The sequence below is a fragment of the Aeribacillus sp. FSL M8-0235 genome, assembly GCF_038000355.1.
Taxonomy (GTDB): Bacteria; Bacillota; Bacilli; order Bacillales; family Aeribacillaceae; genus Aeribacillus; species Aeribacillus composti.
Map to the genome: position 1 here is coordinate 1,172,638 of NZ_JBBOBW010000001.1, position 14,440 is coordinate 1,187,077.

The following is a 14,440-nucleotide window of genomic DNA, read 5'->3' on the forward strand; positions in this document are numbered from 1 at the left end:
ATATGAACCTTTTAACTCTTTTTGAATTTGCTGTTGAGCGTCATCCAAATCGACTTGCTGTTGTAGAAGGAGACAGAAGGTATACGTACAGGCAATATCATAACGAAGTGGAAAAAGTCGCTGCTTCACTTCAAAAAATCGGCATTAAACAGCATGACCGCGTTATGATTCTTTTAAAAAATCGTCTTGAAAATACGGTGATTTATTGGGCGCTGCAAAAAATTGGAGCAATTTACACTCCAATTAATTTTCGGCTTTCGGTGAAAGAAGTTGAGTATTGTGTAAATGATGCTGAGGCTGCTGCTGTCGTATACGAGAGCGTAAGCCAAGAATCCGTGCTGAAAGCAAATCTGCACCAAAAACCGATACTTATTGGGTTCGGTGAAGTAGAAGGAGCTGATATCTACTATGATGAGCTTGTTGAAAGAAGTCCTGGCAGCTTGGAAAAGCCAACGATAGATGATAACGATATCGCTCTTATGCTTTATACGTCCGGAACAACAGGAAAACCGAAAGGAGTTCCTCGAACGCACAAAAATGAATATAGTGCAGCGCTAGCCCATATTATCCAAAACCAATATCAAGATGGGGAAAGTACATTAGGGACAATGCCGCTTTATCACACAATGGGAATGCGCTCCCTTCTATCTATTATGTTTTTAAATGGAAAATATGTTATTCTGCCTGATTTTGATGCAAAGGAAGCGTTGGAATTAATAGAACGTGAAGAAATTACATGCCTTTACTTAGTACCTACGTTATATCACGATATGTTAAATCACGCTGAATTTCATAATTTCGATTTGTCTAAGTTGAAAAAAATTGGTTATGCAGGCGCTTCTATGACAACAGCTTTAACAGAAAAATGTATTGAGATGTTAAAGCCTGAAGTGTTTGTGAACCATTTTGGCAGCACTGAAATTTACACATTTACAATAAACCATAATGTGAAGGAAAAACCAGGATGTGCCGGTAAGCCAGGCTTTCATCAGAGTATCCGTATTGTTAAGGCAGATCCTGATGGCAATGCAACTCCAGAGGATGTAGTGGAAAAAGGAGAACTGGGAGAAATCATTGTCAATATTGAATCACCAGAAAGCTTTAAAGGCTACTGGAATAGACCAGATGCTACAAAAAAAGCCATTCGGGATGGATGGTATTTTACTGGAGACCTTGGCAAATTAGATGAGGATGGAGATTTATATGTCGTCGGACGTGTCGATGATATGATTATTTCCGGTGGAGAAAATATACATCCTCTTGAAGTAGAAGATGTTTTAGCCAAGCATCCGAAAGTGCATGAAGTTGCTGTAATTGGTGAAGAAGATGAGCGCTGGGGCCAAGTTGTTTCTGCCTATGTCGTACCAAAAGATCCGTCACTTACCATACAGGAACTTGACGATTATTGTAAAAATAATACAAAACTTTCAAACTTTAAACGTCCAAGAAAATATGTATTTATTCAAGAAGTACCGAAAAGCCCTGTTGGGAAAATTCTCCGTCGTAAACTCAAAACGGGAGAATTTGAACTATATATAAATGAAAGTGAAAAAATCGTTTAATTTTTTCAAAAAAGAAAGGGGAACCAAAACATGGAAGCAGTAAAACAATATGATCACATTCGAGTTGAAAAAAATCCGGAAAAAAAGACGGCAACAATTGTTTTCAACCGTCCAGAAAAAATGAATTATATTAGCATGCTAGCTCGCTCACAATTTCCAGAAATTTTTGATGAGTTAAATAAAGACGATGATGTTCGCGTCATCATTATTAAAGGTGAAGGAGATAAGGCATTTAGTGCAGGAGGGAATATCCCTGAATTTTTGGAAGTGCATCAAGAAGAATTATCACATCTTGCTGTAAACGTTGCAGCACCAGAACGTTCTCCAAAGCCTGTCATTGCTCAGCTTCAAGGCTATACGTTTGGAGTCGGTTTTGAAATTGCTATGGCATGTGATTTTCGAATTGCAGCAGACGACACGTTATTAGCACTGCCTGAGATGAATCTTGGTATGATTCCAGGAAGCGGCGGAACACAAAGGGTGGCCAAAGCAGTAGGATTAACTCGCGCAAAAGACATGATTATGCGTGCACGAAGAATTCCTGCTGAGGAAGCGTATCAATGGGGCCTTATTACAAAGGTTGTTCCAAAGGAAGAACTAGAAAGCGCTGTCGATTCACTCGTTGAAGAGCTTGTAAACTTCTCTCCGCTTGCATTAAAAGTATGTAAACAAGTGCTCAATGCAGCCGATGAAACACCGCTTAGTGCAGGAATTGAAATAGAAGGAAAAGCCTATGGATTGCTTCGCACTACAGAAGATTTCAAAGAAGGAGTCGAAGCATTCGTCGAAAAAAGAAAGCCGAATTTTAAAGGCAAATAAGACGGAAACTTCGGGAAACGGCGAGCTAGCCGTTTCCTAAAGTTAAAATTTACTGAAAATTAAAAATTTTTCAAAAGAAAGGTGGAGTAGTATGAATGGTAATATGGAGACAACCGTTCAGCAAACTTCAGCATTGGAAGCATCGACTAGTAGAAAGCAAATGATAATAGCCGTTATGGCGTCTCTGTTGGGTTGGTCGTTGGATTTGTATGATCTCTTTATTCTTCTCTATGTTGCACCTGAGTTAGGAAAGTTGTTTTTCCCGACAGATAAACCGACACTTTCATTGGCCGCTGTGTATGCTTCTTTTGCAGTTACACTATTTTTGCGTCCTCTCGGCTCAGCGCTTTTTGGTGCCTATGCTGATCGCCATGGGAGGAAGCGAGCAATGGTTGTGGCCGTGTCTGGTGTAGGGATTTCTACCGCCCTGTTTGGAGCGTTGCCAACAGTGCTTCAAATCGGTGCCGCTGCATCAATCATCTTTATTATTCTTCGTTTAATCCAAGGTGTATTTGTCGGAGGAGTTGTTGCCTCCACCCATACAATTGGGACGGAATCCGTACCGGAGAAATGGCGCGGCTTGATGTCCGGCCTTGTCGGCGGGGGCGGTGCTGCTCTTGGTGCATTGCTGGCCTCCATTGTATATTTTGTTTTGTCAAATATTTTTTCTGGGCCGGAATTCAGCGAATGGGGCTGGCGCTTTATGTTCTTTACCGGCATATTGAGCTCTGTTCTCGGACTGTTCGTATTCAAGAAGCTTGAGGAGTCACCGGTATGGGTGCAGCATAAGAAGGAGCAAGAAACGAAACCGGAACATCAGCAGTCTCCGGTGAAAACGGTGTTCACTAAATATTTGTCAGTTTTATTAATTAATTTAATGATTGTAATCGGCGGCGGCTCAGCCTATTACCTAACTTGCGGGTATTTGCCTACCTTTTTAAAAGTAATTAATGATATCCCGCAGACCGAATCCTCAATTATTCTTATGGTAAGCAGTATTTCTGCACTGGTTGCTGCTGTTGTTCTCGGTCATTTGAGCACTATTATAGGTAGAAAGAAAACATTCATTTTACTAGGCATCGTAAATCTGTTTGCTCTTCCGTATTTGTATACAGAATTGGCACACGCTCAAAATCTGACAATGATTACGCTCTTTGCAATGGGGTTGTCGTTTTTAGGGAATGGCTCATATGCTCCCGTGCTGATCTTTTTAAATGAACGTTTTCCTACATCTATTCGTTCGACGGGTACTGGACTGTCCTGGAATATGGGATTTGCTGTAGGCGGAATGATGCCGACTTTGGTAACAGTGGTCAGCGGTCAAACGTCGAATATTCCATCGTCCTTGGGGTATTTCTTTATTGCTCTCTTCATTTTGTATCTGTTGGGCAGCTTCATCATACCAGAAACAAAAGGGAATTTTAAATAAACAGCGAATCAATCGGAAGTCAACAAAGCTTACGAAAACAGCCTTTAAAAACAACATACAGGATAGGAAAAAGATCTGTTTTGAACAAGCCTATCGTACGATTGCTTTGAGACCTCCTTCTTAAAAATGTTCAAAAAGAAGGAGGTTAATTGATTTTATCCATAAATATTTACTCTACTTTATCATATTTTTCATGTTCCGAACTTATTCATTGCAACGCGAAACATATCGATCCCATTATTTTTAAATTCAGCTTAACAGTAAAGTCCGCGTTTAAATCCTAATTATTTTGTTCGAACTTTCGATAATATTTGCTTAATCAATCCTTTTGACTCATAAAAAATATCTTTTTCATGCTATTATTACTCTTTTCACCTAAAGATCGGCATTGATCATTCTTGATTATTTGCAATATTCCTCTTTTTCATCTTAATACATACACTTATTATTTATTATATGCCGACAATATATAATGCTCCCATAAGGTGAGACACATGAGCGTGATAAATAAGTTATAATGATACCATGAAAAAAAGAAACCGATATACCGCAGAATTTAAAGCTAAGGTGGTTCTTGAGGTGTTGCGTGAAGAGCAAACCGTCAATGAAATAGCCGCCAAATATGAATTAAGCCCAGTCATGGTCAGTCGTTGGAAAGCAGAATTTCTAGAACGATCCTCGATGGTCTTTGAAAAAGGCTCAAGCGAAGTGGATAAAATCCGTAAAGAATATGAGGCCAAACAAGAAAATTTAGAGAAATTGGTAGGTCAGTTAACGGTTGAAGTTGACTGGCTGAAAAAAAAATCTGGGCTCAAATAAGTCTGTTGACGAACGAAAGGCTATGGTCGAATTCAATCACCCATCGATCAGCATCAAGCGTCAGGCACAGTTATTAGGTATTCATCGTACTAGCGTGTATCGCCAATCAAAGGGGCAAACAGAAAGCTCAGAAAACATCATGCTCATGCATGAAATGGATATGCTTTATACAGCTCATCCCTACTTTGGCTACAGGCGCATGACTGCGAAACTTCGTGAGAAAGGATTTGATGTGAATCATAAACGCGTACGCCGTCTCATGCGCCTTATGGGTATACAAGCTATTTACCCAAAACCCAACCTTAGTAAGAGGCTACATGCCAAGTACTGCCGGCCTTACCTGCTCCGTGGATTGGAGATCACCCGTCCGAACCATGTATGGGGAGTGGATATCACCTACCTTCGTATGGGACGGGGCTTTATGTACCTGTTTACCATCATCGACTGGTTCAGCCGCAAAGTGATCGATTACGAGTTATCTAGTACGCTGGAGAAAGGATTTGTCATCAACTGTCTGAAGCGGGCATTGCGTCATGGTAAGCCGACCATCATCAATAGTGACCAGGGCAGCCATTTTACAAACGCTGACTATCTCGGGCTGTTGAAAGAGTATGGCATCCAGGTATCAATGGATGGCAAAGGACGAGCAACAGACAATAGTCGTACGGAACGATTCTTTAGAGCTTTAAAGTATGAATGTATCTATCTCAATGAATTCGAGAATCCTAAAGAGTTGCGAAAAGGCATTCGACGCTATGTTACGTTCTATAATACAGACCGACCTCACCAATCCTTGGACTATTTGACGCCAGCAACAGTGTACAAGCAACCTAAGATGGCTCAAGCATCCTAACCATCGAACGTGATGAGAGGCTTTATATGGAGAGACGGGCATGATAGGCTGTTTTAGCCATGCGATGTTATCTGTCCATCGCTCCAGCGCAAAAAATCGTGCCCGTAGAGGCTCCATGTCAAGCCTTTTTTGCACACGCACCACATTCATAGCGAAAGGAGAGAATGGATAACTTAAATATTATCAATTTGTGTCTTGACAAAGGGGTGCATTACAATAAGTGTAATTTCTGCCTTTATTTTCACACATAATATCCAAGCATTTCACTCATGAAAACATGATACACTCCATGGATTTGTAACAGGTTACATCAGTGTAAAATAAAAGCTATTCTCTAAAAGATTGTTGTTATCAATCATAGAGAAATATATATCATATGGTAAAATAAAGTAAAAAGGGGTAGTTTCAATGGGATTGCCAAAATGTTGTAAATGTAACCATCCATTTAGTTGGAGAAACATATTTTGTGCTTCGTTCAAATTTAGCCAAGAAATAAAGTGCCCTAAGTGTGGAACAAAAATGTATCCAACAATGAAATCAAGACAAAAAATGGGTATAGCAACTTTTGTACCATTGGTCATATCTTTTGCATTACAGGTATTTGGGCTTCCATTCAAGTTTACTATGTTGATATTTTTGTTGTTGTCAGTTTTGGGTATGATATTGCTGCCATTTTTATATTCGTTTGTCGATCATGAGGAGCCCCTTTGGTGAAAAAGGACGTATTGTTAAAGCTGATGATAAAAGGGTTTTTGCGTAATCTTGATGATAGAGAGGAGTTTTATGGAGAATATTTGTGTGTAAAGTTTTTAGCTTCTCATCTTAATTCAATAATCCCGATTTTTCATCAAAAGGACGTCAGAACCGGTACCCCCGTATCGCCTGAAAAAAATCCCGGCATATAACTATAGTGTCAATGAGAGAAGCTGTCGTTTACGATTACGAGAAGAGAGATATATGAAAGAGGAATGAATATTTTCTAATAATATAAGGAAATTGAGGATCGAAAACAGTTCAGAAATCTATTCAATCTCTCAACTGCTCCTTCGAAATTAATGAGAAAGTAGGTTGGATCTATTTAAGCGATGCCTTTCAAAAACGAAAGAGAGTTTTTCCGAAATTTCTATTTTTTTTTTGAGGAAGACGAAAAGACATTCGGACTGTTAACGAGGACATCGTTTGATCTCTACCGATTAGTAAGAGCAAAAAAGGGATAGAAACACAAAGTACGTTATGAAAAAATCTCTACTCAACATCTTCTGAACTTGCGCAAAAAGAAGTATGGTTAAAGATTACAAATAATCATTTGATCGTATTAAATGATCAATAAGCGAAACATCGTTGTTAAATTATGAAACGCAACAAAAGACAATCGTTCGAAAAACCGAAAATGGAAAAATCAGCGAAAATTATTCTGAAATAATGTGATAGATTCTTAATAGATCAACAAAAAGTATCTATAACCGCTCTTGCGAATGTAGAGAGTGTCGAACTTTCTCTATTTGAGAGAGACATTGCTTAAAGTGTTTTTAAACATCATACTCCAATTACCATGTGACTATATGAAAGTTGATGTGAATTATATCGAAATGACCGCAATATGGTATAATAATAGTTATATTTATAATGAAGAAAGGAGCATACTGATGGCTGAAATTACAAATGAAATGATTTTACAAGCGATTAAAGAACTGGCTGAGCAGCTAAAAAACCATTCAGAAGAAACGAATAACCGGTTTGAACAAATTAACCAACGGTTTGAACAAATTGATCGGCGGTTTGAACAAATTGACCAACGATTTGAACAAACCGATCAGCAGTTTGAACAAACGAAGCAGCAATTGGTCGAAATCAATGAGCGGCTCGACCAAGTTGAACAAAAGATCGAGGAGATGGACAAACAGCTCACTGATGTAGCAAACGGTCAAAAAATTCTTGTGGAAGAGTTGTTTGAAAATAAGAAAGAAATCAAGCGAGTCAAAAATATTTTAAACATATATTAATCGCACTGATCTATTAAGTGTTTTTTTTTGGACAAAACCGTTAGATAAAAACAAAATGATGTCTGAAATTAGCTTTTCGCCTCCCAGTTTTCTTCAAAATAATGTCCAAACTTCTTCGCCGTTTTCTATTTAGCTTTATTCATTCCTATTATTATCCAATTAATACTATCCCCGTTTTAACACATAATCCCCGGAATAGGATCTGGCTTGTGCTGTCTACAGTGTGAGAAAAAAGACGCAACAAAGGATAAGTCCCCATTCAAAAAACAGCGGCTGTCTCATCGGTTTAACGGCCATTGCGGCAGCCTCGTTATGCTTTCACCTTATTGATTAATTTTTATTATAAATGCAATAATTTTTTCTATCAGCGAAAGCAAAGACTGACATTAGTTTTAAGCGCCTCAGGCTTTTTACTTTCGGTACTTTCCATTCTTCACTGTTCGAAAACCTATTTACAACAAAGCAAATTTTTCCTATAATTACAACTAACTAATTAGTTAGTTATAAAAAAGGGGGTTCTTGTTGGCTGTAAAAAAAGGCGAAGCGAGTAAGAGAAAGTTATTTTTATGCCAGAAGAGCTTTTTACGAAAAAGGGTTTTCAAAGTACCAAAAGAAGCGAATTTGTTGCAAACGAAAGCTTAACACAAGCTGCGTTTCAAAAGTAAGGAAGATATCTTTCAACAAATATTTCAAAATTTTGATCAACAGTTAATAAAACTAAGGGATGTTGGAAAAATCTGTTGAACTATCGCTATCGGATGTCAAAACTTTTGTAACCAACATGTTTATCAAATTATTTACTTTTTTAGGAAAAAAACAAATCAGACAAGGAGACAGTGATCAGATTCGAAAAAGATTGATATGTTCAATAACAAGCGATTCGGAATTGTAAAAGAAAAAATTGACACATGGGTGGCAGCAGAGGCCAGCGCTGCTATTATAGAACGATTGGTACATCAATATTTATTAACAGGAGAAAAAGTAAAGTAGGACAGATGTTTTTGGGCGGAATTCAAAATCGTTCGAAAAGCGGTGATTGAAATGGTATTAGATTGGTTGGATTCTCAACTTCATTTGGTTAGCGTGCTTTGGTTATTTCCCATTTTGTTTATGTTTCATGATTTCGAAGAGATTCTTACGGTGGAGAAGTGGACCAAACAGAACAAGGAACAAGTTCTTGCGGTTTTACCTAAATCAATACGAAAATATTTTTATAGCAGCTTTCAGATGACAACTGTTCAATTTGCGAACGATGTATTTTGGATTTTCTTTACCATTACAACAGCAACATGTTTAGCCGTCATTTTCTCTTTTTACTGTATTTTTTTAATGTTACTGTTTATCTTTTTTGCCCATGTGTTCACACATTTAGGGCAAGCACTCTATCTAAGGAAATACACTCCTGGTGTAATCACTTCCATCTTTCTAGTGCTACCCTATTCTTCATATACCTACTATCGCTTGCTGAAAGAACAAGTCATAAGCGGAACAGATATATTGTGGAGTACTATTGGAGCTTTCATCATCGTGCCAATATTATTTCTGTTTCTGGTGTATGAAAGAAATAAAGCTACAAAAAAAGTTGAGGAAGATGGTGCCGACAAGAATTTTTTGTAATGTAACTGTAGATGAGCAAATTCACTAACATAAATTTACATCCGAACAAAAAAGGAGACATGAACCCGATTCCTTGATTAGAATAGATGTGTCACCAAACCATTCTCAAGGAGGTTCATGTCTCATGAATAGACTACCACATCACCAAGGAATCGACAAGTTTTTCGCAATGTTGGGGCTGGCCCTTTATTTCTCTAAGCCGGTCATGAAGCATCTCGTTCATATTATCGATGCGCTGACAACGAAAGGATTTGTGGGAACCTTGACCGATCTGCATCATGAGAGCTTTCATCCCAACCATCGAACGACACTGAGCCATTTTTTCACGAAAAGCCCTTGGGATGAAGAAATCTTGCTTCGCAAACTCCAGCAGTGGATGCTTCGTCATGTGGAACGAACGGCCAAGCGAAAGAATCACCCCATTTTTGTTTCGATCGATGATACGATCTGCCGAAAAACGAAGCCTTCGTCACAGGCGAAACACGCTATTGAAGGGTGTAATTGGCATTATTCTCACGCGGACAAAAAGTCGATTTGGGGACACTCTCTCGTCTGGCTCATGGTTCATACGATGACGCAAGCCTTTCCCTTTGCGTTTCGCCTCTACGACAAGGCGGATGGGAAAAGCAAGGGTCAATGGGCCATCGAGATGCTTTCTTCTTTGGATGTGCACGGTTCTGTTTATGTGCTGATGGATTCTTGGTACCCATCGAAAACACTCGTGGAAGCCTGCCTGAAAAAAGGATTCCACGTCATTGCGATGCTCAAGACGAATCGGGTTCTTTATCCAAAAGGCATCGCCATCCAAGCCAAACAGTTTGCCCGCTATATCGAACCGAACGACACCCATCTCGTCACGGTGGGAGAAGAGCGTTATCGCGTGTATCGCTACGAGGGAGCGCTGAAAGGTCTCGATGATGCCGTTGTGTTGTTGGCTTGGAAAGCCGATCAGCCGATGACACCTGAACATCTTCACTGCGTCTTGAGCACCGACCGGGAGCTAAGCGATGAAGAGATCTTGCGCTACTATGCCCAGCGTTGGTCGATCGAATGCTTTTTTCGACAAGCGAAAGACCAGCTGAAGCTCGATGGGTACCGCGTTCGTCAACGTCGGGCGGTGAAACGGTATTGGATCTTGGTGCAACTCGCTTATGTGTACAGTATGGTCGAATCCAACAGCGATTTCTCTACCGGGCTTGACTTCCTTCGAAAGAAGAAAGGACATAGCCTCGTGGAGTTTATTTACGATGCAGCGAAACAAGATATTCCCATTGATGTCGTTAAAAAACAGCTTCATGTGGCATAAGGGGTACTCCGTTTGTCTCTTTTTACATGGTAATTATTGTAATGAAAATTGCTCAACTACAGTAATGTAAGATAGATTTGAAGTTACAGGATTAACTGTAGGCGAGTAACTTTCATATAAATATACCCCAAAATGTGCAGAGTATTTTATCGAAAAACTTAAGAAAGATCAAATTAATACAATTGTTGTACATGATATTGAAATATTTAATAGAGACATCATTGGTGTGTTCATACAAAAAGGATTTCATTTCATTGTGGCAGAGATTGATAAATTTAAGTCTAAATATTGCATTTTTAAAATTTTTAAAATAGAAAACAACGGCAATAAAATTAATGTTTTTCCGTTTATTCCAAAAGAAGAATTGTTCAATGGGATCGCCTTAAATACAAAAAACAATTGGTAGAAGTAAGCTTCTTGTGAGAAACTTGAATAACATTTGTGAGCAGACTTTAAGTCAATAGGTTGTGTAAAGAATGATTGAACGAATGAAGAGACCGCTTGTTTATGGTGGCCTCTTTTTTGTTTAGAATTGATTTTTTGAAGGTTTTTGGTTGCAAATGTCGAATTTTGGTTAATGGATGTCTGATTTACCTTGTTTTAAGGAAGCATTCCTGTAATGAAGAAATTTGAGGTTTGATAAAAAAAAGTCCCCTTGGTATAGTACAGGGTGTCAATGCGCATTGACCCCGAAATTAAATAAACCAAGGAGGACTCAAGATGAATTATACACAAAATCAAAAAATCTCTCAAATTACACCATCAACTCTCAGCTATGAGGAGTAAATTTATCAATTTTCGGTAGTATTATGCAATTACGACTTATCCACAGTTGGTAAAATTTTCCAGTTAAATTTATTTACAAAAAGGGTCAAAAAGAACCAATTTTGCTTATTTTTTTAAAAAATGTGGATAACTTATTTTTGTTTGTTGTGGATAACTTTTTTTCTTTGCCAAACATCACATCCTTTGGTACAATTAATTCGCTAGGTAAACCTAATTTGCATAGGTTTTCCCAGTTGTGCGATATCCTCGTCTGTTAGTGTTTGCCCACGGAAGGCTTCTAACAATCGCGAGGATATTTCTTTTATCGTTTTCTTCATGCTTCTCAATATTTTTGACCCATGCTCATGTAACACCATGATAATCTCTGTAATTTGGGTTAATAGGTAGTGATTTTTCATGGCATTGTAATCTTGGCTGCTTGCGTGTTCAATGTGGTAGCGCAGGTTTTTTTGTCTGTTAAACCCCTCATTCTCTATTCTCCAGCGGCTTCTGCCAGCGTTCATCAGTTTCTTTGCATTGTTTTTTGTGATTTTTATATCTGTGATAAAGGTAAATTTTTGTTTTCTTTTTTCATCTTCTAATTCGCATTCGAAAACATTCACCCCAAAGCCTCTGTAATCAATATCGTTCACCCAGGTGATTTCCCCTCGCTGTTCGCTTTCACGTATCTTTACCACATTGGCTTTCTTGCCTTCCTCCTCTTCCATATTTTTTAACGCTTGAAACTCATCGGTGATGCTTTTAATACGATCTTCCTTAAAACGGAATAAGTAGTTCCAATTATTCGCCTTGCATTGTTTAAATACATTTTCGCAGGCATAAAGACTATCGGCAATCAGACAGATAGGCAGTTTTTTAAAGGTGTCTTTCAGTCTAGCAGTCAGTCGATAAAAAGCATTCAACTCACAATCTTGCTTTTCCACGTCCTCTGATTCATTTTCAATAAACTCGGAGGCCACACTTAGTACCATATTTCCCACAATTAACTTGGCTTCCAAGACATGATGCATGTAGATGGTCTTTATTTTTTCTTCACCCGTTTCCTTGTCTATGTATTTGCGCTCCCGTTTCAGGCAGTGTTCACAATGTTTTTTGTCAAAAGTAAAAATACCGGTCCCATCTATGGCAATACCCCAGTATTTCCCATTGATACGATAGGATTCAAAACACCTCTTTTTGAATAATTTCTTGATCATATCGATTCGGATCCTTTCAAGTTCTGCCGGGTTCACTCGTGCCAAAAAATCATTGATTGTGTCATAATGGGGCAGTTCTTCCAAATCTTCATTCCCCAACAATTTCCCCAAATTTTTAATGCACTCTTCCTTATTAAATTCGTTTGTCATTTCGCGCATACTTTTTAAGTTGCATGCATTTTTCAAAATAACCATCATCAAAAGGACTTCCGTGTCATAGGTAATATAGCTTTGGTGCCTTGGATCATCAATAGTTTTGAGCAATTTGTTTAAATTTTTAAAAAAGTGATTTTGTGTTTTTAGCAACTCGAATAAATAATTTACCTCTTTTTCCTTTTCACGCTTTTCCTTCCTCGTTACCATAAAAAAATCCCCCCCAAATGCCAATATATTAGGTTTTTTACATACCCTTATTATCACATATTTGGCAAAGTTTGGGTGGAATTATCTCGAAGAATTTTTACTCTTCAGGGCTGATCAACTCTTATTGTAGGTATTGATGTAGCGAAAGAAAAGCACGTAGCCCGTTTTCAAGATGATCGAGGCTTAGAATTTGGCAAGAGGTTGATCTTTGAAAATCGTATACACGGCTTTCAAACCTTATTAGATTGTGTCAAGCGTCACCAAAATGACAATCATAAGGATCACGTGATTTTTGGAATGGAGCCTACAGGTCATTATTGGCTAAATCTTGCCTATTTTCTTAAGGCAAAAGGATATGATGTAGTGCTAGTGAATCCTATGCACGTCAAAAAAAGCAAAGAACTGGATGATAATTCACCTACAAAAAACGATACAAAAGACGCTCGTGTCATTGCACAGTTAATGAAAGATGGGCGATACTCCGTACCGAACCTATTAGAGGGTGTATACGCTGAACTAAGGGAAGGCGTCAAATTACGAGATCAGCTCATCAAACAGCTTATGATCATTGAAGGGCGGATTGAAAACGTCATTCAGCGCTTTTTCCCAGAGTTTTTCGATGTGTTTGGAGATTGGAAAGGGAAAGCCGCCTTTCATACCTTGCGCATGTTTCCATTTCCTTCTGATATTCAAAAGTTGACACCAGAAGAAGTACTTCAAAAATGGAAACCGCATGTACAGCGTGGGGTTGGGCTAAAACGTGCAACCAAACTCGTAGAGGTAGCGAACAAGAGCGTTGGGATTGAAGTCGGAATCCAGTTCGCCAAAAGAGAATTGGATTGTCTATTGGATCAATATGAGCTTTACAAGACACAGTTAGCCCAATTAGACGAGGAACTAGAAGGCAGGGTTGAAAGCATACCAGGTGCGAAGCAAATGACGAATATCCCGGGACTCTGTCATACGACCATCGCTTTGTTCTTTGCGGAAGTAAGGGATTTGACCAAGTACCATCATCCGCAACAATTAGTCAATCTGGCAGGGCTTTCGTTAAAAGAACACAGTTCGGCAAGTATAAAGGGCAGACGAAAATAACGAAAAGAGGTCGCCGTCGCTTGCGAAAAGTATTATATCTAGCCGTTCGCCCACTGGTTGCCCATAATCCTGTGTTGAAAGCCTTGCACCATTACTATACCAATCGACCAGACAGGCCATTAAAGAAACAACAGTCACTGATTGCCTTGTGTTGTAAACTATTACGCGTGTTATTTGCCATAGGAAAGAAACAGTGTGAGTTTGATGGATCCAAGCTATTAAAAAGATTACCTCAATTAAACGCATTACAGGTTGCTTAAAAACCTTTATCTAACGACTTATGATTCTGACAAACACCAATAGTGCAGAGTTGGAGTATATTTTCACCATTCGGGCCTGACCCTGTATAGGAGCATATCCAACCTCCACCTCATGGATACACAGGACGAAGGAATGTATGGAACTTATCATCCAGTGATACATGGGAGGGTGAGCGACCATGAGAAGTGTGGAGACTTCTAGCACGGTCATACAGGATATTACAGATATTGTAAATCTGTTCGATAGGACGGACTCTACCATGTAAATATATTGAATATATTCAATTAATATCCACTAACATGAGGTGAAGAAGCTATTGGAAGTTAGTGAA

10 protein-coding genes and 1 pseudogene are annotated in these 14,440 nt (G+C 38.7%); 10 read left to right on the plus strand and 1 reads right to left on the minus strand.

Translation table 11 applies throughout. The annotated features are described in order from the left end of the window. Positions 1 to 2 precede the first annotated feature (2 nt). The 9 genes from NSQ71_RS05820 to NSQ71_RS05855 all read left to right on the plus strand — a co-directional run bounded on the left by NSQ71_RS05820 (position 3) and on the right by NSQ71_RS05855 (position 10,408). Positions 3 to 1,562 carry a class I adenylate-forming enzyme family protein gene (locus tag NSQ71_RS05820; RefSeq protein WP_063387540.1) on the plus strand — a complete coding sequence of 520 codons (1,560 nt, stop codon included), beginning with the start codon at positions 3 to 5 and terminating at the stop codon, positions 1,560 to 1,562. Positions 1,563 to 1,592: 30 nt separating this feature from the next. After that, complete coding sequence (locus tag NSQ71_RS05825) at positions 1,593 to 2,381, plus strand: enoyl-CoA hydratase/isomerase family protein (protein ID WP_340733286.1); 789 nt, start codon at positions 1,593 to 1,595, stop codon at positions 2,379 to 2,381. A gap of 91 nt (positions 2,382 to 2,472) precedes the next feature. Next, positions 2,473 to 3,810, plus strand: coding sequence for an MFS transporter (locus tag NSQ71_RS05830; RefSeq protein WP_340733287.1), 1,338 nt, complete (start codon positions 2,473 to 2,475; stop codon positions 3,808 to 3,810). A 525-nt stretch (positions 3,811 to 4,335) separates the two neighbouring features. Next, a protein-coding gene (locus tag NSQ71_RS05835; protein WP_445684684.1) for an IS3 family transposase occupies positions 4,336 to 5,482 on the plus strand; the annotation gives its coding sequence in 2 pieces (ribosomal slippage) (positions 4,336 to 4,607 and positions 4,606 to 5,482; 1,149 coding nt in all). Between the two features lie 408 nt (positions 5,483 to 5,890). Continuing rightward, positions 5,891 to 6,196, plus strand: a complete 306-nt coding sequence (locus NSQ71_RS18485; protein WP_066248242.1) for a TIGR04104 family putative zinc finger protein — start codon at positions 5,891 to 5,893, stop codon at positions 6,194 to 6,196. Positions 6,197 to 7,128: 932 nt separating this feature from the next. Then, entirely contained in the window at positions 7,129 to 7,485 is a 357-nt protein-coding gene (locus tag NSQ71_RS05840) for a hypothetical protein (RefSeq protein ID WP_340733291.1), read from the plus strand. Between the two features lie 861 nt (positions 7,486 to 8,346). Beyond that, positions 8,347 to 8,475: a hypothetical protein gene (locus NSQ71_RS05845; protein ID WP_340733292.1), complete on the plus strand. Its 129-nt coding sequence runs from the start codon at positions 8,347 to 8,349 to the stop codon at positions 8,473 to 8,475. Between the two features lie 51 nt (positions 8,476 to 8,526). Then, positions 8,527 to 9,102: an HXXEE domain-containing protein gene (locus NSQ71_RS05850; RefSeq protein WP_340733294.1), complete on the plus strand. Its 576-nt coding sequence runs from the start codon at positions 8,527 to 8,529 to the stop codon at positions 9,100 to 9,102. 124 nt (positions 9,103 to 9,226) lie between these two features. Next, positions 9,227 to 10,408, plus strand: a complete 1,182-nt coding sequence (locus NSQ71_RS05855) for an IS701 family transposase (RefSeq protein WP_063388773.1) — start codon at positions 9,227 to 9,229, stop codon at positions 10,406 to 10,408. Positions 10,409 to 11,394: 986 nt separating this feature from the next. Here NSQ71_RS05855 and NSQ71_RS05860 read toward each other — a convergent pair. Next, a complete protein-coding gene (locus NSQ71_RS05860; RefSeq protein ID WP_094245205.1) occupies positions 11,395 to 12,753 on the minus strand; it encodes a transposase family protein in 1,359 nt (452 codons plus the stop codon). Positions 12,754 to 12,876: 123 nt separating this feature from the next. On the opposite strand from NSQ71_RS05860, the pseudogene NSQ71_RS05865 reads away from it, so the two are divergent. Beyond that, positions 12,877 to 14,108 (plus strand): annotated as a pseudogene (locus tag NSQ71_RS05865) (IS110 family transposase). The last annotated feature ends 332 nt before the right edge of the window (positions 14,109 to 14,440 follow it).